The organism is Vibrio sp. 2092, assembly GCF_033339635.1.
Classification (GTDB): domain Bacteria; phylum Pseudomonadota; class Gammaproteobacteria; order Enterobacterales; family Vibrionaceae; genus Vibrio; species Vibrio alginolyticus.
In genome coordinates this window covers 72,316-94,670 of record NZ_JAWOUY010000008.1, presented here as the reverse complement: position 1 = coordinate 94,670, position 22,355 = coordinate 72,316, and the positions used below count along the sequence as shown (strand labels likewise).

Sequence of the window (22,355 nt, the reverse complement as noted above, 5' to 3'; positions counted from 1 at the left end):
AGCTCAGGCTAAACCATCGAGTTATATAAATGAATACCAACAAACTCAAAACTTATGCTCCGAAAGCCCGTTTGGCTTTTATGGATGCAGTAAAAAAACGCGCTGCCGTACTCGGCATTTACGAAAATAAAATCAGTGAAGCCACGACACAAGGAACGGATACCCTTATCGAAGGACGTATCTTTACACGCAAGCAAGGTCAACAACGTCAGCAGTTAGTGAAACGCATCGAAGCGCTTGGTGGTGGTAAAGATGGCTACAACCAATTTATTAACGAAATGGCGTTTACCTGGTTTAACCGTTTTACAGCCATTCGTTTCATGGAAGTGAATGGCTATCTTGACCATGGCTTCCGTATGCTGAGTAAAGAAGAGGGTTCAGAGTTTGGCCAAGGTTTTGAAATCTTAGCTCATGCCGCTGATGTGGCAGAGGATTTGGGATTAAATAAATCCGACATCGTAGAAATGCTATTAGCTGGCGACAAAGAAGAAGAGCTGTATCGTGAATTATTGCTCGCTCAATGCCACCAGCTCAGCAAAATCATGCCATTTATGTTCGAAAAACTGGATGATGCCACTGAGTTGCTACTACCAGATAATCTGACTAAAACCGACTCAATTCTCAAAGAACTGGTTAATGACGTACCTGAAGATAACTGGCGAGAAATCGAAGTCATCGGTTGGCTGTACCAGTTCTACATTTCCGAGCACAAAGATGCGGTTATAGGTAAAGTTGTAAAAAAAGAAGACATTCCAGCTGCAACACAACTTTTTACTCCAAATTGGATTGTAAAGTATTTGGTTCAAAACTCACTTGGTCGCCAGTGGTTAGCCACTTACCCCGACTCTGAGCTGAAAGATAAAATGGAATACTACATCAGTCCTGCCGAGCAAAGTGATGAAGTAATTGAGCAACTAAAAGCGATAACGCCTACCAGTATCGATCCAGAGCAAATTAAAGTCCTCGATCCTGCTTGTGGTAGTGGTCATATTTTGGTGGAAGTATACGAGGTTCTTCGTGAAATCTATCTCGAGCGCGGCTACCGATTACGTGAAATTCCTGAGTTGATCCTTACTAAAAATATCTATGGTTTAGATATCGATGATCGTGCTGCACAAATGGCCGCTTTCGCTGTACTAATGAAGGCTCGCGAAGATGACCGTCGTATATTTAGCCGCGTTGTAGATAATCACATTCAACTTAACATTCACGCTATCCAATCGACTGAAAACCTAGATATCAACAAGCTTTGGGTAGACTTGGATCTTGATGGAAACAAGCAAACTGGCTCGATGGGAGATTTGTTTGCAGAAGAATCAGATTTTGTTGAAACATCTAAAGAAAACCAAAAGTTTTTCGATTTAGTACACTACCTAAAAGTCCAATTTATTGACGGAAAAAACCTTGGTTCATTAATTAAAATTGAGGCCAAGTACCTAGAGCCTCTTGCTGATTTGATAAAAAAATTAATAGATAAAGCACTAACAAAAGAACCAACCGCGTCGCAAGCAGCAAATGAGCTATTACCTGTAGCGGAACAAGCGTTGGTATTGGCAAATCAGTACGATGTAGTTGTTGCAAATCCTCCTTACATTGGTACGAAAGGAATGAACTCAGAACTGAAAAAATTCGCCAGAAATACTTTTCCAGATTCAAAATCAGACCTCTTTGCTATATATATTGAAAGATGTATAAATTACGGTAAAGAAAATGCAGAGATAGGAATGGTCACTCCATATGTATGGATGTTTATTAGCTCTTACGAAAAACTCAGAGATAAGATTTTATTCAATCATACCATAGCTGATCTTATTCAGCTTGAATATAATGCCTTTGCGCCTGCATGTATCCCTGTATGTACCTTTACGATTAAAAAAGCACATATTCACAATTACAATGGGAGCTACATCCGACTCTCTGATTTCAGGGGGGCTGATAACCAACCAATCAAAACAAGCGAAGCTATATCTAACCCAAGTTGTGGGTGGTTCTACACATTTAAGCCTGTAGACTTTTGCAAAATCCCTGGTAGTCCAATTGCGTATTGGCTGCCTAATGCAATTAAGGATGCCTTCAAGTCTAGTTCTAACATAGACACACTTTCAGACTTTACTGGTTCTCAAAATATTACTGGGGACAATAATAAGTATCTTAGACGTTTTTGGGAAATTGAACAAAGCAAATTGGGGTCTGAGTGGATTATATACTCTAAAGGCGGTAGTTATAGGAAGTGGTATGGAAATTTTGAATACGTTGTTGATTGGTCGGACAAAGGAAAAAAATTCTATAAAACAAACCCCACATCCAATCTATTAAATGAAAAATACTGGTTCCGTGAAGGAATTTGCTATTCTGATTTAACCTCAGGAGATTACTCTGCACGTTATTTCCCAGAAGGGTGTATATATGATAAAAAAGGTCCTGCTTTTCATGTTAGTGGTCAAAATTTAAAAACCATCCAAGCAATACTAAATACACCTATAGGGACTTATATTTTTAAAGCTTTAAACCCAACATTGACCCTGCAAGTTAGAGAGGTTAAATCATTCCCGATACTTGAATTTAATACTGATGAAACTTCTAAAATAATAGATAATCAAACATTACTTGTTAATGAGACAAAGAAAGATTGGGATTCATTTGAAACATCTTTCGAATTTAATAAAAATCCAATTATTAATAAAACACATAGAACATTAGAAGAATCTTTTTCATTTTATAAGAAAAATACAGAAACCACACTAGATAAATGTAAAGTAGCAGAGGAGGAAAATAACAAGATTATTATTAGTAAGTACTCATTGGAAACTACTCTGGACTACAAGGTAAATAAAAAACAGATAACATTAACAACAAATCCACACTATAGATATTCAACTAGCAAAATTAAAGATGAATTGGAGTTACACTCGCGTTTTCAATCAGATGCAATTTCTGAACTTCTCAGCTATTCGCTAGGCTGTATGATGGGCCGCTACTCCCTTGACCGCGAAGGTTTAGTTTACGCACACTCAGGTAGCCAAGGCTTCAAAGAACTCGTAGCCGAAGGCGCTTACAAGACCTTCCCTGCTGATGACGATGGCATCATCCCATTAGCTGCTGAAGACTGGTTATTTGAGGACGATGCAACTAGCCGATTCCGAGATTTCGTCAAAACGGTCTGGGGTGAAGATCACCAGCAAGAAAACCTCGATTTTGTAGCCGAAAGCTTGTGCTTAGATGCCATCAAACCGAAGAAAAATGAAAGCTCGATGGAGACGATTCGTCGTTATTTCTCTACTCAGTTCTACAAAGATCATTTAAAAACGTATAAAAAGCGCCCTATTTACTGGCTATTTAGCTCGGGCAAAGAAAAGGCATTTGAATGCTTGGTGTACTTGCATCGTTATAACGAAAGTACCCTTGCCCGTATGCGTACTGAGTATGTCACCCCATTGATGGGTAAGCTGGAAACGCAGCACTCGGTCTTAACGGAAAGCCGCACAAACGCGAGTAGCACAGAGCAGCGACGTATTGATAAAGAGTTGAAATCAATCGAGAAGAAACAGTCCGAACTTCGTGCCTTCGATGAAGAGTTAAAGCACTTGGCTGAGATGAAGATTTCTATCGACCTAGATGACGGAGTAAAAGTTAACTACGGTAAATTCGGTAACCTACTCGCTGACGTCAAAGCGATTCATGGTAAAAAACCAGAAGAACTTAAGTAACGTATTGAGCAGTCGTAATGGCTGCTCATTTTACTTCAAAGTCAGAATGATTGGATTTAATGAAGTAATCAACAACTTCGTGAACAAAACAATAAATCTAATTGCCTAGCTTAAAAATAGTTTGGCAATCACTTGCAACATCAGAAGAGCTAAAAATGAGCAATACATATAGAAACGACAAAGATTTAGAGTTACTTCGTTACGCCGATAATGAAATGCTCAGCATCTTAGTCAAGTACTTAACCATAGATAAAAATGGCAAAACTCGCTTCACCGAAACATTGACGGGTGATAAACAATTTAAAGCTGCCCAAGGCAACTATCAACAAGTGTGGCAGCTTATCGCGGGTGAATTACAACACTTTGGTGGGGATACTCTAGTTAATCTGTTTAGAAGATCAGGCGTGGAATACAGAGAAATTCTAATCGATGTTTGTAAAAAACTGAGCATAAAAACCGACTATAAAGCTGGTGTCGTTGATATTGAACAAGCACTCCTAGCCAAGCTATTCCAGGATTCTTGGGAAAAAATGTCAGAGACCGAAAGAGACCAACTTAGAAAAGAACTTAAAATAGATCCGTCGTTAACGAGTAGCGCCGCTTTGGCTGCAATCATCACTGCTATTAGAGTGGGTGGTTTTATGTCATATCAAATCGCTATGATTGTCGCAAACGCAGTAGCAAAAGCAATACTTGGTAGCGGCCTCACGATCGCCGCAAACGCTGGGCTAGCGCGTGTGATTGGACTTTTTGCAGGTCCAATCGGAATGGCAGTTACGGTGCTCCTGACAATACCTGCTATAAGTGGGCCAGCATTTAGGGTAACACTACCCTCAGTAGTACAAATTGCGGCAATGAGACAGCAAATGTTAAATTCAGAGGAGCCTATTTTCTAATGGACACAATTTTCACTTTCGACTGGGCACAGGTTTACCCAAAAGTTATAGAAGGGCTACAAAACGGTACAGTTGTCTTACGGGATGGTGTTGCGTATTGGACTGAGCTAGCTGAACAATCTGGAATTGTTCAACATATGCCCTTAAAGCAAGTACCTTTTGATCCAGAAAAATTGAACGAAATTAGTCAATTGATACAAGCAACTCATGCAACACAGATGGCAGCGATCGGGTTATCAACAACGATTATTGTAGGTGCTATTGTTGTTCAAACCATGTATTTAGCGAAAAAAATTGACAAGTTGCAGCAGACAATTGATGTGATCTCTTCTGATATTGATGCTCAAAACATCTTGTTCTATTTAGAAAAAATGTCTAAATATTTCGGTACTATTGAGTCAGCTAGAGTGCTTCTACTTGATAAATCACTGGTATCTGAAACTCAAGATATTGCAGCAAGTTTAATCAGCACGTTATCAATACAAAGAAACGAAGTCTTGTCGCTGATTGACAACCTAACTTCGTTTGCAGATAAAGCGACGGATCGACATCTTGAGCACATGCTGGATTTCATCTCATTAATGCTGGATATTTTACCCAAAGCTATTTATATAGAAAGTCAACTTTGTGACCGATATAGCAAGTTTAAGCTCTCAGAGCACCTCATGCGAGAAAACTCCAAGCGATACAATAGAACACTTAATGAGTTTCGATTTTGGTGTAACGACAAAGCAAAAGCAGCAATAAGGGGGGATGATAAAGCTATCTCTATTCCATTTCATGAAAAAAAAGCACAGTTGCAGCAGCTCTTCCAATCGGAACATAACCCTCTGCTATTACAAGAATTACAAACACCAAAATTAGAGGTAGTTGCCAGTTAATCCAAGAAAATTTGGCAAGGGGGAACTTATCTCCCTTGTTATCTAAATCCGATACGTTTAGTCATCACAGTAATCACCTGACTATAGCCAGTCATAGTGTTAAAATAAGATAGAATTTTCAGCACTATAACTGCCCTATCGGAATACACAATGAACATAGACCAAATATCTCAGGGCCTTTTAAACAAATTTGAACATAGCCGTTTGGTATTTTGGCAAGATACCGACAAAGAGTTTATTGATCAGCTTGATGAGCTTTCTATTGACGGCATTGAGATCATCCATTTAGATGATAAGTCCCACTTCGAAGTAAAGACACGTGTCGAGTTACTTGAACCAGCTACCCGATTTGTTCTGTACAGTAACACTGAAACCAACAAACCTGAACGCGATTGGTTATATGACATTCGCCTATACTCCGAGGATTTCTATGCTGACTCAAGCTCAATGATCCTGAATGAGATTGGCATGAGAATGGAGTTTCGTCAGGTTATTTCCCATTACCGCGCCTTTTTTACAGCTAAAGTTCGCCGTGAACGTCTGAAGAAGTTGTTGCCTCATAGCGCAAATAAGGAAGAACTGGAACTAGCACTACTAGCAGCAACACTTAAAGTTGAGTCTCCAACCTTCCCTGCTATCTTGAACCATCTGTTATTAAATCTTGCAGATGGCATCGATGTTAATACTATTTTCAGTGATCTAGAAAAGTACAACTTGGTTGATACTTTCTGGCGCTTTGCTTTCGATGTGATGGGATATCAAGTTGAAAAATTTGATGATACAGAGCAAATTCAACCTCATCTAAACGATTTAGTGACCAAACTTCTATTCACAGAGTGCTACCAGTCTTTACTTAATAGTGGAATCAACGGCAATCACGAGGTCTTTGCAAGGTTCAAGCAGCACCTGCTACCAATCAATTTAGATGAATCAGGTAAACGCGATTATACCGAGCGAAGAACATTTAACTCCTCTAAACGAGCGACAGCGATCAGTTTTATTAAGGGTATGCGAGAAAATCGAAATTTATCAAATGCATATAACACCCTTGCAAAACAAGTAGAGCAAGAATTCGAGATAAAGCACATCTTGTCGATGGTTAAGTCTCCTACGCACCTTCATCGTGTCGATACTTTTGAATATGCAGAGCAATATTTTATTATCTTACTCGCTCAACAATTGAGTGACCTGGATCAAGTTGAAGTCGATTCGTTGATCTCTCATCGCTTAACGACACATTGGACTCATCATCAGCTAAATTACGCAGCTATCTTAAAAGCAATTCGAGCTGCCAAACAGTTTTATGCGTTGAAGCAGCAGTATATTGATGGCTTTAAATTTTCGTCTGCCAAAGAAATGTACCGAGCGTATGAAACTGACTTGTATAAGTTCGATTCTGCATACCGACGTTTCTGTGAGCATGCTTTAAAAGTCGCTCATAATGGCTCTGATATATTGAGAAAAACAGGGTTGGTTTCTGATATCGAAACACTCTATGTGGACTGGTACTTACACGACCTAGCGATCGCTTGGGGTAAACTCGTCGATGAAGGGTCTCTGTTAGATAACTGGAAGATTTCAGGCGTACCAAACCAAAATGAGTTTTATAGACGACAAGTCGAAGGCATTTTTAATACAACACAAGTCAAAAAAGTATTTGTCATTATCTCTGATGCACTTCGTTATGAGGTTGCACATGCAATAAGTGACCAAATTAATAATGAAAAGCGCTTTCATTCCGAGATTAAATCTCAACTTGGTGTCGTACCTTCCTATACTCAGCTTGGTATGGCTTCTTTGCTACCACACAATGAAATCTCTGCACACATCAACTCAACGGTCGAATACAAAGTCGATGGTATCAGTGCTCGTGGTACAGACAATCGAAATAAGATTTTGGCTAAGCGCAATGGGATCGCGTTTAAAGCCTCAGAAGTGCTGAACTGGACTAATGAGGAAGGCAGAGAAAAAGTTCACGACGCTAGAGTGATCTATATCTACCACAATGAAATTGACAAGGTTGGAGATAAAGGTGAATCAGAGCATCAAACGTTTGAAGCCTGTGCGACAGCTATCAGTGAAATCAAGCAGTTAATTGAACGTATCATCAATCGCTTAAATGGTAGTCGTGTGTTGGTTACCGCTGATCATGGTTTTATTTTTAAATCCAGCGATGTTGTCGATTCAGATAGAACGGCTTTAACCGTCAAACCAAAAGGCGCTGTTGAAGCTAAAAAACGCTACATCATTGGCGAAAACCTCCCAAACGACAGCTTCTATTGGCACGGTAATATGACCAACACAGCGAGTTTAACTGTAAACTCGGAATGCAGTGACGGTGAATTTATTGTTCCCCGTGGGTCAAATAGGTTTAATTTCGTTGGTGGGGCAAAGTTTATTCACGGTGGTATTATGCCACAAGAAATTTGTGTTCCAGTCATCCAAGTCAAAGAGCTAACTACAAATAAATTGCAGTCACGATACGCCAAAGAGCGAGTACCCGTTGTTCCGCTTTCAAACCCTATCCGTCTTGTCTCTATGGCAGATAAAATAGAGCTTTTCCAAGCTGCGGCTGTTGGCGAAAAATATACGGCTCGTGAGCTAGAGATTTGGATTGCTGATCCTAATGGCCAACCCGTATCCCACAAACAGAAAGTGATGTTTGATGCGACCTCTGAAAAGCAAGATGATAGAAAGAGAAATGTCGTGATCATGCTCAACGGTACGGGATTTGATCGCACCGTATCTTATAAGTTAATGATGAAAGACATCAGCGATCCGACTAAGACACAAGAGCTACAACCTCACTCCGTCACGATCGATATCGCGATAGAAGATGACTTCTTTTAAGGCGTTAGGACCCCTGTATGACAGAAAATTATAATCAACAAGAGCCTATTGACGTTCCTAGTCAGGCAGATGAAATCCAACATATCAGAGATGTCGATCTGGATGAGTTGATGACGACTCAATTTAAAGGAAGAGTTGTACGTAAAGACCTGACCAAACAACTTAAGGAAGGAGCCAATGTTCCTGTGTATGTCCTCGAGTACCTTTTAGGGATGTATTGCTCGACTGATGATGATGAGTTGATAGAAGCTGGCTTAGGTCGAGTAAAACAAATTCTGACTGATAACTATGTTCGCCCAGACGAAGCTGAAAAGGTCAAATCACTGATCCGAGAAAAAGGCACACATAAAGTTATTGATAAAGTCACTGTAAAGCTTAATCAGAAAAAGGACGTGTACGAGGCGAGCCTATCGAATTTAGGTATCAAGGACGCGGTGATCTCTGCCAATGTTGTTAAAGAGAATGAAAAGCTGCTGACAGGCGGTATTTGGTGCATCATTACTCTAAGCTACTTCTATGAGGAAGGCCAAAAGACGTCACCATTTTCTGTTGTTGGCTTAAAAGCAATTCAGATGCCTTCAATGAACATGCAAGAAGTGTTTGACGCTCGACGCAACTTCACTATGGATCAATGGCTAGATATGCTATTACGCTCAATTGGTATGGAACCTGCCAATCTGGAGCAGCGTGCTAAGTGGCATATCTTAGCCAGAATGATCCCGTTCGTTGAAAATAACTATAACGTCTGCGAGCTAGGCCCTCGCGGTACAGGTAAGTCTCACGTTTATAAAGAATGTTCCCCGAACTCTTTATTGGTATCTGGCGGTCAAACCACCGTCGCTAACCTTTTCTATAACATGTCAAGCCGCCAAGTCGGTTTGGTTGGCATGTGGGATATTGTCGCTTTTGATGAAGTCGCTGGTATCCGATTTAAAGACAAAGATGGCGTGCAGATAATGAAAGACTACATGGCTTCAGGTTCATTTAGCCGCGGTCGTGATTCCATTGAAGCGAAGGCTTCAATGGTCTTTGTCGGTAATATCGATCAGAGTGTTGAAACACTGGTTAAAACGAGTCATCTACTTGCCCCATTCCCTCCAGAGATGATTGACTCAGCATTTTTTGACCGTTTCCACGCTTATATTCCTGGCTGGGAAATTCCTAAAATGCGCCCAGAGTTTTTCACAAACCGTTTTGGCCTGATCACCGATTATCTTGCTGAATACATGCGCGAAATGCGCAAACATGCATTTGCCGATGCTATAGACAAATTCTTCAAGCTGGGAAACAATCTCAATCAGCGAGATGTTATCGCCGTTCGCCGTACCACATCTGGACTACTAAAACTTTTAGTGCCTCATGGCGAGTACTCTAAAGAAGATGTACGGATTTGCTTGACCTATGCACTCGAAGTTCGCCGCCGAGTCAAAGAGCAGCTAAAAAAAATTGGAGGAATGGAGTTTTTCGATGTAAATTTCTCTTACCTTGACAACGAAAGTCTCGAAGAGTTTTTCGTTAACGTTCCAGAACAAGGTGGGGCTAAAATCATTCCGCCTGGTAGACCCAATGCAGGAGTCGTTCATTTCGTTAGCCCTGGCACTGCGGGTAAACTTGGTGTCTTCCGTATTGAAACTCAAAAAACAGCAGGTAACGGCAAACTAACGACATCAGGGCTTGGTTCGGATACAGAAGCAAAAGAGCAAGTCAAAGTCGGTTTCGAGTATTTCAAAGGAAACCTATCACGAATAGCGGCGAACAATCAGTATTCGGAACATGAGTTCCATTTGCATTTTGTTGACCTCCAGATGTCTGGTCACTCACATAGTTCTAGCCTAGCCGCTTTGATTGCTAACTGCTCTGCTCTACTTGGAAAGCCGATGCAAGAATCAATGGTGGTTTTGGGGTCGATGACCCTAGGAGGCGTATTGCATCCAGTTCAGGACTTGGCAGGTTCAATGCAAGTCGCTCTCGAAGCTGGTGCAACCAAGATTCTCATTCCTATGGCATCTGCTACAGATATTCCGACGGTGCCAGCTGAAACATTTACTAAGTTTCAAGTTAGCTTTTACAGTGACCCTGTAGATGCGGTTTACAAAGCCCTCGGGGTTAGTTGATGTTTGTTTATGAGATATTAAAGCGGCTTATGCCGCTTTAATAAAATTATGCTGCTCAGTATTTATCATTTAGTCTTATATAAACTTCGCTTGCACTGACTCACTGTCAACATCGGAATTGACCTGTTCATTAATGTAGGTATTTGTTGGCAAGCCTGAAAAATGCAACAAATCTCACAACAAATCTCCTATACCAATACCCTTGCTCCTGGTACGTAACCGCCCGCTTTAGCTATCCTACGTTTCAATTCGAGGTGGTTATCAATAGGTAGTCCACACCACTTTCTTACATCTTCAATGATAGATAATAACTTCAGTGAATTGATGTTCTCGATTACGACTAACAAGTCATTCTCATCCACATCCGTTAGCCAAGTGAGTTCATTCATATGGACGGCTCCATCACCATATTTTTCAGCATCTGGATAAGAACAAATCTTGTACTCATGAGAAAGGTGAATCAGCAGGTGATAGTTCATATCTTCACTTAGGTACAGTTCGCATCGTACCGTTTTCCACAAATCATGTTTGATGCATTTATTTTTTGGATAGCGACAACCATCACCAAAACGTTCGATAATCGGTTGGTTAACAGGTTTGGGGTTGTTCGAGTTTTCGATTAGTAATACTTTCTCTCCTGTCATGACGACCTCTTCAACATCAACGACAGGATTTAGGTTAAAAGACTCCTCAGTAGCTAGTAAAAATGTCGGACATTGCTTAACAAGCATCCACAGTTGGTATATCAAGTGGAAGACATCTTTATCCTCAACTAACACAGAGCTGTTGAACACAGGCATCTTAAGACAGGAATCCTCATTCTGATTTTTTAACCAGTGATGATATTTTTGGAAGGTATCTTCTAAGTCATCATCGCGAATCATTTCATCTATATCTGACAAGCGAATAGTTTCAATGTAGTTACCATTCTCATCTTCTATTGGAATACACTTACTTAATAAATTGGCCTGAGTTTCATGATCTTGGAAAAAGCGAATGAGTTCCCGCAAGTAGCGATTTTCCATTAACTCACCAAACGACGCGATAAAGGTGTCTACGCTGTTAAAGCATAAAGCATGCTCAAAACGTCCAGACTCACGACGCGGCGCTCCGCAAAAGTCGATAATTGATTGCCTTTCAGTTGGCGACAAAAGTCTTTTGGCCGTTTTCATCTCACTTATGCGAGACTCTTCTATACAGAGTACATTTGACATATCTTTCTGCGTTTTACCCTGACTCTTAAAGTAGCTGATAGCGTGGTTTATCCACAATATGGTATCTCGTTTCTTGCTCATAAGTTCTCCTTAAGTATTGATTTATAGACTATAGAATACCTAATGAGATGTAATTACTTATTTATCGTAATTTATCGTAATAAATTACAGATCAAGAATTCTAGGGCATTTTGACACTGAGCGGTAATACTAAAACGAGTTACAATGCTGAACTGAAACTACTAAGTATCCTCTAAACTATCAGACCTGTTATTTCAAACGAGATAAGATTTTATAAAATTGGTATGGAACTGGTTGACTTAGTGGATGAGCAACATGAGCAGTCGAACTCTTTAATCTGAATCACGATTGGTCCAAAATTAATGGATGTTTATGATACGTTAAACCAAAGATTTGGGTGTGTGGAACAAGGGGGAATCGCAGAAGTGCAAATGCGGCGTCAAATGTTAACGCCGCAATATACGACACGGTGGGTCGATTTACCGAAGATCAAGTGCTAGCTATCTCACAATCTACAATTCTATGTCAGGATATACCAGTCTATTGAGTTTCTTTTCAGCTTTACAATAAATCTGATCAGCAAATTTTTCCGAATTAAGGATCTTTGCGTCCGCTGCAATCCCTATAGCGCGATACACGTTGTTCAATTTCCACACGGTTTTACCGCGTTCAACTTCAACAAAAGTTGAATATGGTATGCCCTGGTATGAACCCGCAACTTTTGTATAAACTGTAACCAATACTTGAATACCTACCTGATCCTTTTTAAATAGATAAGTATCTAAAGTCTGTTGCACTTCGTTGAGTATTTTATAGACACCTTCGCTAGTTAATTCTCTAGCACTTGTACGCTTTTGCACTGACTTGAGTGCTTTGTCTAACCCATTAATTTTTATTGAACTCATTGTGACGCCTCCATTGCAGGTGAAGACATCAATGCAGAATTTAACTTCTCAAACTGTTTACGCATTCGAGCAATGACAGCATCAGGTACACCATGAATATTTTGGTATTTCCCATTTATCTCAATGACTTCGAATGATACATTCATCTCATCCGCAAGTGATTTGTAAAATGACATTTCCCAGTTTTTTACAAATGTGTTTGCAACCACGACGTCAAATCCTGCGCGAAGTAAGCGCTTCGTTTCGAGTTGACACCAGGCATGAGCATTTTTGATTAGAGCGGGGTCGTATTGATAAGTATCGTTTCTATCGATAAAAAATTGATCCGCTTCAACTAAGACAGCATCGAGAGTTTTTGCGTATGTAGACTTTCCAGAGCCTGGTAATCCACGCACAAGGGTAAGTGTTTGCTTGGCCATTTTGGCGTTTCCTTTTATTAAAAAATAATTCCCTCCTCTCACCGATAAGGTGATGAATTCTTTGATATTGTTTAATTTATTTAACTCAATCTTTATACAAATTGAGATAGAGAGTGTTCAATCTTATTAAAACGTATAAAAATCTTTTCGTCAACGATTTATTTCAATTAAAACAAAGACTTATTATTTACTTTTAAGGCTATTTATATCTAATAAAAACAAAGAATCGGTTTTACCCCTTATCGGGGGTAAACAACAGACTACCCTCTATAAAGGGTAAAGATGGTTTGTTGACTATGAATCAAGCATCGGTTGATGCACTGCGAAAGCAGTGCTGATTGAAAGCGGCTAACGCCGCATAGAACAAATGATTGGTCTTTGTCGAGCAATATTGATTGATTTAGTTTTATTGGATTACGCAACAAAGCTCCCCCCTGTTAATCATAAATCAATTACAGAAACTATTGTCCAATAATTTTAGATACGATTAAGCAATATGAGAGAGACGATCAAATCGCAATTAGGTAAAGTTTCAGATATAAATAACATATTTAAGTGTATTTTATACATGTCAGGTTACAGTAATGGCTAATCATGAGTTAATCAACTCCATAATAACTGACCCATAATGATAATAAACGAGGAACAAATGCTTACTTTCGAAACTTTAAAAAAACGTCACCGCAACGAGCGGGAAAACTACTCCCAAGCTCTTTCAACTAGAGTACATCGTTCATTGAGTTGGTTTCAGCAAGCAGAGTCATGTGATGACGACGACTCAAAATTTACTTTCCTCTGGATCGCTTTTAACTCTGCTTACGCACAAGACTTTGAACAAAAAGTTAACTATGGAGAAAGAGGACTTTACCAAGAGTTTTTGACACGACTTGTTGAGTTGGATACTGAAAATTTATTATCAGACATCGTCTGGCATAATTACTCAGGTGCAATAAGATCTGTATTGGATAATGAATTTATTCTAGAAAGTTATTGGAATTACCATGCAGGGCGTATCACCGAGCGTGAATGGAAAGAAGCCCGTAGTAAGGCCAAGATTGCTGCTAATGCCGCTCTAGGGCACAACAATACTGCATCTGTTCTTTCGATTGTATTTGCTCGTCTATACACACTGCGTAACCAAATTATTCATGGCGGAGCAACCTACGGTAGCTCAGCGAACCGTAAACAACTACGAGACTGTACTGCTCTGCTAGAAAAGATATTACCAACTATAATTAAAATCATGATGAATTCTAGCAGTGAATTGTGGGGAGATCCTGTGTACCCACTAATCCAAGATTAGATAAAAGAAAACGACAAGCCAAGCTGAGCTGAGAGTGAATGCTCAGCCGAGCCAACTCATCTACAAAGAGGGACGAGATCTCAACCGCAAGCAGATGAGCGAACTTCTGATGGGCAGTTATCTATACAAGCACCAGAACATCTTAATCACTGCCCCAACTGGTGCAGGCAAAACATACCTTAGTTGCGCACTGGTAGCCAGCGGCTGCGGCCAACAACAAACTGTTAGGTACTACCGATTAACTCGCTTGCTAGATGACCTGACCACAGATCGTCTGGATGGTAGCTATCAAATCGCTGGCTAAGAAAGCCTTACTAATCCTTTATGACTGGTGTTCTGAATAAACCGAAACGAGCAACCGCAATCACCGAAATACGCACTTCCCTGATGTGTACTAATTCAGATCTTATCTGACAGTTACCCACTTATCGACGTTGTCGTCGAGGCACCATTTTTACATCGGGGCTGACAAAGTCTTTTTGAACAGAACCACAGACTTCTAACGTATTGATATTTCGGTTTAATGTTTCAATAAACAAAAACAAGACTTGTTCGAACTTTTCGGTAGGTAGTTTATTGCGAAATAGCTCAGTGCTGGCAACATCACTAAACTGCCTTTTGAATAAAAGAATTCGTCGGCGGAGGTATTGGCTTAAGTATAGGGCCTCAGGGTTCGATCCGAGCTGGTCTACCGTGCTTATCTGCTGATTTAGCTTGAGCAAATCCAACTGAAGCTCCAGTAATGTAACTTGTTCTTCTAGTTTCACGGAATTCTGTTTTTGCCTTTCAAGTAAGTCATAAAGATGGTTCACCTGTAATGTAAGGCATATGGTCAAGTTCATGTCATCGACCTTAAAGCCCCAAAAGTGGGGCGTTGTTAATATTAGCGGATTAGAGGTGCGAGTCGATTGAGTCCTTTTTTTGCAAGGTAGAAATCAACGTATTGCCAGAAGGTAAATGTATCAAGAGGCAACTGCTCATCGTCTTCAATACCTAGCACCGATGTATCTCCAGTAGCCTCAAACTCATCGATTTGCTCATCAGAAGCCTTGTGATAGCGGTTCTGAGCCAGTTCATCAATAATGTCTATTTCGCTATAACCATTAAATTTGGCTACTTCATTTGCCGTAACATCCATTCCGCAAGTTAGACCTAGAGGATGAGGTTCTGGGTTCGAGTGAAGTGCCTCCAATAGAGGTTGATCGACAAACGTTCCAGCATCATGCCAGAGGTGTATGTCCCTGATAGTAAAAATCAGCCAGTAGCATGCGTTGATTGCGACTTCCCAACCAAGTAAGTTAAGCTCTCGCACGATTTGTTTTCTATCTTGATCAGATAATGGCATTCCTAAAATCTGTTGAACGACGGTCTCCTGCAATTTAAATTTAGGGTCAATCTGTTCTCTTGCTGCTTCTTTATAATCAGGCGAATTGCAATAGGTAACTAGAACAAGCTTGGCTACTTGTTTCATTGTCAGCGAATCTTGAGGTGTGTGTCTTCGATTAATCGCCATGAGAATTCCTCTTATTGGTTTTGTTGGTTTTACGGATATCAAAACACCACTTCTAGTGACTAGGGAGATGTTTAATAACTCATCGGGGGATAATTGGGGACAGTTATACCAATAGCCCTAAAAATAGTCTCACCATTTTGACGACAATTCAGGTCACTCGGCCTCGAATTCTAAGTAACCAAGTTGTACAAGGAGATCTTCCGTCACATCAGTTGGTTGGCTAGAGCCTTGCGCCCGAATCCAAATGCGAATGGTGTCTCCCAAGCTTTTGCGATTGTCACTTTTATCTGATGCGAATTCTTGGTGGAGATCAAATGGCGCTAATGCGTGATTCAAACAACCAAGAATATCTGCTTTTGAGTTGAGTCTGCCTTCTTGGTGATAGTGCTCTGTAAATGCTCGCACAATCGAGGTTTCCATCAACGCAGACGGAAACCAATCGACTGCGTATTTATAAGAAATTATCCAATTGGGGCCATTCACCCAACTAATTAACCGTTCACTGGAAGAAAACGCCCCCTCCGATGCCATCGATAGTTTGTCGGTTAAACCAGCCATGCATGAGCTAACGATTAGTCCTTTAATTTTTTTGCCGTGCTCACGGATAAGCTCGGTAGTTTTGTTGATGGTAGCATCGGCAATGCGCTTGCCATCTCCATGCCCACCGATATACAGAATCTGTATATCCTCACGAGTATCAACGAGATGTTCTAGTGCTTTCTCAAGCGATTTGTTGTCATAATAATTACAGTTGTAGATATTCAGTTGTGGCTTGTCTGTGCTATCGTTAACCAGCTTTTTCACTCCTTCAAAGAACGGAATGCAACTGGCTTGATCATGATTAGTTTTAAAGGAAAACCAAGGAGCCTCGGCAACTAAAAGTGCGACGTTTTTACTCATTTTTTTCTCGTTGTATTAAATAAGTCAAAATATGACTGAATGGTTATATTTTTGGCTCAGTAGAGAAGTTACCTGATGATCTCCATTCGGTAGCTCTGCAAATCGCCTGTAGCTAAAGTTTGCACAGGACAACTGAAAGAGATTCTGCTAGTCACCAAGAGCTAATTCTCAGCTCGAAAATGAGGGCATCAATCCCCTCATCAATCTACATAGCAGCCCTCTCAGGTAGATGAAGATTAGCTGTACTTAATAGGCGCTTATCCTCTTCAACCATTTCAAAAATATCGCTGTACTCTTTAAGAGCTTGCTCTTTGTTCTCTAAGTCTGCTCGAAGCTGTTCAATGCTGCTTTCTAAATCTTCGATAAGAGTAGGAAGAAAATCTTGCTCTTCTCTGGAGATTTTACCAAGCATATCTGAGCCACATTTACTCACTTCTTCTGTGATTTCCGTTAGCAAAATGCCTACTATTCTAGCCTGCTCAGCTCTTAGTTGTTGGATCTCATCACCCTCGACTTCATTTACAGAAAACTGTTGTCTAATGGAGTTAATATGATGATCTAGGTCTAAGCTAATCGTTGGAATCGTAATTCGATCTACAGAGTTACTTAACGGAAGCAATATCATTTCAGGGTCAAAATCTGGGTCTGAAAAGTCGAATAAGCCTTTTACAGCTTGTTTGATATCTTCACGGAACTGATTGATCTTGATGGCTTGAGAGCTTGACTGATATAGCCTATCGCTAGTCTCAACTACAAAGTCTTCTAGCTTTTGGACTGCATCTTGAACATTTGCATAGGTGTAGTTAACTGTGCGGTAGTTTGTAGATGACACTGTCCTAGTTCTACCCCAACTAAATGGATTATACCAACTAGAGTCACTTACCTCAGAGTAAGTCGTATACGATTCTTCACGACTACCTGTTTGAGAGTTAATGCGTTTAACTGAAAGAGAATTCTGTTTGATGCTTTGCTCTGTCTTATGAAGCTCCTTTTCGATCTGCACTCGATATTTATCGAAAACCATGCTCACTTTTGATTTACCTGCATTAATACGCTCTGCCAACTCTTTCTGTTTCTTTTCTGCTTCAGCTAAATCGCCTTGCTGGAGATTATTTCGCTTAAGAGTAATATCATCACAAATTGCCGTTAGCTTTTGTAATAAATCACGCTCCGCTCCCTTAAGAAGATTATCAAGGCGCTCCGCCATGATTTTATCTTTATTTTCTCGGACTGACTCCAGCTTATAGTGGACTTTTTTAAAGTTAGCTACTGCCTCCAAAATTTGGGGCGTAAAAGTAAAGTCATCAAACATTTGGTTCAGGCGGTTAAGTGTGTGTTGCTCTTCTTCACTTAGATCGTTCCCTTTCTTCGCTAAATCGTAACATCGAGACGATACAAAAATAGGAGGTAAAGCGTTTTGTAAGGTTTGCATCAGATGTGACTGACCACCATGGTTCAATTCATCATGACGGCAAACTGCTTTAACTTCCGACTGGGCTTGGTTATTTAAGCTTGCGGTTAAAGAAGGCAAAGCTTGTCTAATAGAAGAGTAGTTACTGTACTCATCTAGCAACGCACTATCGAATAGAGAACCAATTAAGATGATCTCTTCAATACCTTTATTCGGGATGTTTTGCGCTAGCAGTGCCATATCTTGGCTATCCAAGAACTGACCGCAATAGCTCAGTAGGAAGATGACGTCACATTGACCTAAAAACTCCTGCGTTCGTCTACCCCTTGAAACAATTGGATCGTTCATCCCTGGTGTATCAACAACCTCGATATGTTTAAGCCCAGGAAGATTTAAGGCTAATGATGAGCTTTTAACAATTGGAGTAAACTCACCATCTGCACCAACGAACGGTGTCAGGTCAGAGATTAGAGTCTCATTAGAGCCAGTTCCTTCAATCACATGTTGTTTGCCAAGGTACTCATCAACATTCAACCCTGAACGTTGCACCATCTGGTACAGTTCGAAACACGCCTTAGATTCTTCAGGATAAATTGGTTTTTGAGGTGGTCTAATCCCTCTTTCTCGTCTTAATCCTGACGTTTTTGATGCTTGAAACTCATTGAGCTGTGCTCGATAGCGTATTTCTTCTTGCTCTACTTTTCGAGCTTGTTCAAGTACTTTATTCCACTCTTTCTTACTATAAAACTCTACCGTTGCCGTTGGCTGTTCTGAGTAGCTGATTTTAGTCAGTGCTGCTGTCATAGGTGTCGCAGCTTTAGGAAGAACGGACTTACCATCGAAAAGTAAACTGTTTAAGAAAGATGACTTACCGCGCTTAATTTGACCCACAATACCGATTCGTAACACTCGGTTTTGTTGCTTGGCATTATCAATATCGCTTTCAAATGTATTACGAAGTTTTCCTATATCTTCAAGAAATTTAGAGTTAATTACGTTGACGTAATTTTCGTACCGCAAGTATATATTATTTATTTTTTCTTTCATGGCTGTTGTTCCACTATCTAAAAAATCTTAATAGTTCCCCACTAATACTGCTATTCGTCAGTGAGTGATGGAGTCTAATCTTGGTTAAATTATCTACTTGAGTAAAATCCTTCTTTGAACTACAAACAATAAACTTCCCACTTTCCAGTTCAGTTTTAGTTTTAACGCTATTTAATGAATTAAATGAGTTAGCTAACACATCTCCCAATACACCACCACTAAGGCTATCGCCTATTTTTTTGTACTTCCATAAAGTTCCATTGATATCAATCAGCCCATCATTCTTAACTTTATTGGTTAGCTTTAAAATCCTAACATTCTGACCAATTTGAGAAGATGTAACCGTTTGATTACCAACTTCTAATCGATAACGATCTACTTCATTAAGACCAACACTGCCAAAAAAATATTTTTTCAGCTCATTACTATCAATTAATACTGTAGAGTCCACATACAAACTTTGGCTTAATGCATGATAACCAAGTTTGATTGATGTTAATTTCACATCATTTAAATTAGGTATGATTAGCACACCATTCTGTACTGTTATTTCCCTTCTATCAATTTTAGATTGTAACAAAGAAAGTAGAACTTCATTGTTTAGTCCACCATGTATTTTATCTTTAATATTAGCTAAAATTTTTCTTTTATACGTTTCTTGTGTCCGCTGAGATAGCTCATCCAAGTTAACTTCATAGTAACTAAGAATATGGCCAAACAACTTGATACTCAACAGATCGGCGTTGAAGTACAATGTACTCTCTTGCCAGTTTTTATTTTTCATATAGCAAAAGAGGTCAAAGATGTCTCTAAAGGTACCTTTAGACACTTCAAATTGCCGCGCAAACTCGTCTATAACATTTTTTTCTGATACTGAAATATCTCCATCACGATAACTCATCATCAAAGCATCAAATAAGAAAAGTTGAGCAATAGTTTTGCGCTTAAAATACTTCAAAATGCTTTGAATAATGCTTTTATCAGGTTGATTGGCAAAATCAATACAGACATCAAAGATTGACTCATCTAGATCAAAGGACTTGATTAGAATCAGAAGGTAATCTTTTTCTTCTTCATGTATTTCACCATCAGCATTCATTACCAAAGCTAAACCCTGAAGGTAAAGTAATCTACCTTCGAGAGACAACTCTTTTGCTGCATGGTTTTCAAATGCGCTACTTTCTTTAGCTGCTTCTCTTATTGAATTTAAAATATTACTCATTATATCAATCCATCAGAAGTATTTTATCCAGGGCGACCGCATGAGTGCCTAGTTTTTCGCCATCTGACTAAAGCCAGCACTTAATACTGCCTCTAGCATAGACGTATTCATCATACATCGCTTTTGCTTCCCCACTATGCTTAGCTTGGTTGGTTCTTCACGGAGCATGTTCAAGCTCATGTGGCGCAAGCATGATAAATTCTCAGCACCATGATCTTTGTATATCTGGCAAGCATCTTCATTCATTGTGACATCAAGCACCCAGTGCATTGACTCTATGCCCCAATGTTCTCTGACTGCCATAGCAGCTTGTTCTGCACTAAGCGCTTTGGAGCTGATGTAATAACGGTACTCTAGGTCGACAGATTTTCCTTTCTCAAGGCGAAAATTTTCAACCATTACAACGCTCTTTAAGCCTTTCCAGCGAGAGAAGTTACCTTCAAGTTTAGTACTGTCAAAAACATAGCATTGGCGAGACTCGATACGGCCATGTCCTTGCTCAAGAGAGATGTTATTTGTCACATTGGCTCGCTGAGAAGAGAATGCCTTTTCTATTGCTTGTCGGAGTTTTCCTTGGTTGCTCTTTACTGCAAGCAGATAGTCTCCACCTTGATCTACAATGGCTTTAGCAATCTTAGTTTGACAGGCCATAGCATCAATGGTTACTAGAGCTCCCTTGATGTCGAGCATCTTTATCAGCTCAGGGATCGCTGTAATTTCATTGCTTTTTTGTTCGGTTTTCAGCTGTCCTAGTACGAGCTTGTTGGACGACGCATAAGCACTAATCATATGAATAGTGCTCGTCCTGTCTTCACGATTATATGAGCCGCGAAGCGTTTTGCCATCAATCGCAATCACTTGCCCATCGGTAAGAGTGTGTATTGACGACATCCAGTTAACGAAGCACTCATGAAACTGTTCAGGCTCAATCGTAGAGATGATGCGAGCAATGGTGTCATCCGCAGGAATACCATTCAAAAACAAGTTATTACGCTTAAACCAATCATGATGACCGCGAATATATTCACGAATATCAAACCAGCCTTTCGCACCTGCAATCACCGCACATAGCGAGCCAAAAAGGACTTCAAACAGGCAATAAGTGACCTTTGCACCTTGGCGTTGGTCGATAATCGTTTGAAAATGTTCTTTGAAGTGGTCAATGTGCATGATGTTATCCCTAAAAAGGGAGTATATGATCACAGCTAATTGTGATCGTCAAATCGGTCGTGATTTTGTTCAAAAAACGTTCACGATCTCACCCTGGTATTTTATCTAATATAATCAAACCTTAAGTTCTATGAAAAATAACATTTAATTTAAAAACCAACATCATTATTATTTCTGATTTTTCTATATTAAAAAATTCAAACAAATGTAAATAATTGACAATGGGAATATCTTGCAATAGCAAAAGATCATCAAAGTTTGGCTTAATTGACATCGAGCAAAAAAACATATTAATCTTACTAAATTGATTAATATCTAGTTTAAAGTGTAAACACAGTGATTTTATAACAGAAATTTCCCTATCGCTAATATCACCATCACTATTAGCAATCATAAACATATCAAATAAGAGAGTAATAGACATATCTCTTTTCATGAAGGCTTTTAAAATACACTGAATAGTATCTTGATCAGGGTTTAGACTAAATTCTTCTAATGTATCTATCACTGACTCATCAATTTCAAAGCTTCTAATCAGAACTTTGAGGTACTCTTTTTCTTTTTCATGTATTTCCTGATCAGCATTCATTACTAATGCTAACCCTTGAAGATAAAGTAATTTCTCTTCAAGAGATAGCTGTTTTGCTGCATGGCTATCAAATGAGAGCATATTCTTTGCAGCAGTATTTATTGTATTTAATATATTAACCATATTCTGTGTGTAATTTATTTCGTATTTCACCATATAAATAATAATGTACTTTCTGTGCATCACTACTTAT

Annotated in this window: 17 protein-coding genes and 1 pseudogene; 8 read left to right on the top strand and 10 right to left on the bottom strand. The window is 39.6% G+C overall.

Translation table 11 applies throughout. The features are described from left to right. The first annotated feature begins 29 nt into the window (after positions 1 to 29). The 5 genes from pglX (at position 30) to brxL (ending at position 10,448) form a co-directional block, all read left to right on the top strand. Positions 30 to 3,707: a BREX-1 system adenine-specific DNA-methyltransferase PglX gene (gene pglX, locus R7P80_RS15170; protein ID WP_225491793.1), complete on the top strand. Its 3,678-nt coding sequence runs from the start codon at positions 30 to 32 to the stop codon at positions 3,705 to 3,707. 155 nt (positions 3,708 to 3,862) lie between these two features. Further along, positions 3,863 to 4,603 (top strand): DUF3944 domain-containing protein, encoded by a 741-nt coding sequence (locus tag R7P80_RS15165; RefSeq protein WP_225491792.1) that lies wholly within the window; start codon positions 3,863 to 3,865, stop codon positions 4,601 to 4,603. Further along, the gene (locus R7P80_RS15160; RefSeq protein ID WP_158155135.1) at positions 4,603 to 5,484 is read left to right on the top strand and encodes a hypothetical protein; all 882 of its coding nucleotides are present in this window, start codon (positions 4,603 to 4,605) and stop codon (positions 5,482 to 5,484) included. Before R7P80_RS15165 ends, R7P80_RS15160 begins: the two co-directional genes overlap by 1 nt. Positions 5,485 to 5,634: 150 nt before the next feature. After that, on the top strand, positions 5,635 to 8,334 hold the full coding sequence (gene pglZ, locus R7P80_RS15155) for a BREX-1 system phosphatase PglZ type A (RefSeq protein ID WP_225491791.1): 2,700 nt from the start codon (positions 5,635 to 5,637) through the stop codon (positions 8,332 to 8,334). Positions 8,335 to 8,408: 74 nt separating this feature from the next. After that, entirely contained in the window at positions 8,409 to 10,448 is a 2,040-nt protein-coding gene (gene brxL / locus R7P80_RS15150) for a protease Lon-related BREX system protein BrxL (RefSeq protein WP_225491840.1), read from the top strand. A gap of 188 nt (positions 10,449 to 10,636) precedes the next feature. Here the strand turns inward: brxL and R7P80_RS15145 are convergent, their stop codons facing one another. Then, positions 10,637 to 11,743, bottom strand: a complete 1,107-nt coding sequence (locus R7P80_RS15145; protein ID WP_225491790.1) for a hypothetical protein — start codon at positions 11,741 to 11,743, stop codon at positions 10,637 to 10,639. A gap of 302 nt (positions 11,744 to 12,045) precedes the next feature. Between R7P80_RS15145 and R7P80_RS15140 the strand changes: the two genes are divergently transcribed. Next, positions 12,046 to 12,183 (top strand): DUF4113 domain-containing protein, encoded by a 138-nt coding sequence (locus tag R7P80_RS15140; protein WP_195747630.1) that lies wholly within the window; start codon positions 12,046 to 12,048, stop codon positions 12,181 to 12,183. Positions 12,184 to 12,195: 12 nt separating this feature from the next. Here R7P80_RS15140 and R7P80_RS15135 read toward each other — a convergent pair whose 3' ends face one another. Both R7P80_RS15135 and R7P80_RS15130 read right to left on the bottom strand, forming a co-directional pair. Next, complete coding sequence (locus R7P80_RS15135) at positions 12,196 to 12,588, bottom strand: hypothetical protein (RefSeq protein WP_225491789.1); 393 nt, start codon at positions 12,586 to 12,588, stop codon at positions 12,196 to 12,198. Further along, positions 12,585 to 13,007 (bottom strand): ATP-binding protein, encoded by a 423-nt coding sequence (locus tag R7P80_RS15130; protein ID WP_225491788.1) that lies wholly within the window; start codon positions 13,005 to 13,007, stop codon positions 12,585 to 12,587. Before R7P80_RS15130 ends, R7P80_RS15135 begins: the two co-directional genes overlap by 4 nt. A 649-nt stretch (positions 13,008 to 13,656) precedes the next feature. On the opposite strand from R7P80_RS15130, the gene R7P80_RS15125 reads away from it, so the two are divergent. Continuing rightward, positions 13,657 to 14,310, top strand: coding sequence for a hypothetical protein (locus R7P80_RS15125; RefSeq protein WP_406707484.1), 654 nt, complete (start codon positions 13,657 to 13,659; stop codon positions 14,308 to 14,310). A gap of 19 nt (positions 14,311 to 14,329) precedes the next feature. Next, positions 14,330 to 14,651 (top strand): annotated as a pseudogene (locus R7P80_RS15120) (ATP-binding protein); the annotation flags it as partial. An 84-nt stretch (positions 14,652 to 14,735) separates the two neighbouring features. Here R7P80_RS15120 and R7P80_RS15115 read toward each other — a convergent pair. From R7P80_RS15115 to R7P80_RS15085, 7 genes are all read right to left on the bottom strand, one after another. Then, positions 14,736 to 15,152, bottom strand: coding sequence for a hypothetical protein (locus R7P80_RS15115; protein ID WP_029805242.1), 417 nt, complete (start codon positions 15,150 to 15,152; stop codon positions 14,736 to 14,738). 41 nt (positions 15,153 to 15,193) lie between these two features. Continuing rightward, the gene (locus tag R7P80_RS15110; RefSeq protein WP_225491787.1) at positions 15,194 to 15,823 is read right to left on the bottom strand and encodes a hypothetical protein; all 630 of its coding nucleotides are present in this window, start codon (positions 15,821 to 15,823) and stop codon (positions 15,194 to 15,196) included. A gap of 153 nt (positions 15,824 to 15,976) precedes the next feature. Then, positions 15,977 to 16,723 carry a hypothetical protein gene (locus R7P80_RS15105; RefSeq protein WP_225491786.1) on the bottom strand — a complete coding sequence of 249 codons (747 nt, stop codon included), beginning with the start codon at positions 16,721 to 16,723 and terminating at the stop codon, positions 15,977 to 15,979. Between the two features lie 205 nt (positions 16,724 to 16,928). Continuing rightward, positions 16,929 to 19,181, bottom strand: coding sequence for a dynamin family protein (locus R7P80_RS15100; RefSeq protein ID WP_225491785.1), 2,253 nt, complete (start codon positions 19,179 to 19,181; stop codon positions 16,929 to 16,931). 13 nt (positions 19,182 to 19,194) lie between these two features. Then, on the bottom strand, positions 19,195 to 20,403 hold the full coding sequence (locus R7P80_RS15095; RefSeq protein ID WP_225491784.1) for a TerB family tellurite resistance protein: 1,209 nt from the start codon (positions 20,401 to 20,403) through the stop codon (positions 19,195 to 19,197). Positions 20,404 to 20,451: 48 nt separating this feature from the next. Further along, entirely contained in the window at positions 20,452 to 21,573 is a 1,122-nt protein-coding gene (locus R7P80_RS15090) for an ISAs1 family transposase (protein WP_014386692.1), read from the bottom strand. 121 nt (positions 21,574 to 21,694) lie between these two features. Then, positions 21,695 to 22,345, bottom strand: coding sequence for a TerB family tellurite resistance protein (locus tag R7P80_RS15085; RefSeq protein ID WP_225492137.1), 651 nt, complete (start codon positions 22,343 to 22,345; stop codon positions 21,695 to 21,697). Positions 22,346 to 22,355 lie beyond the last annotated feature (10 nt).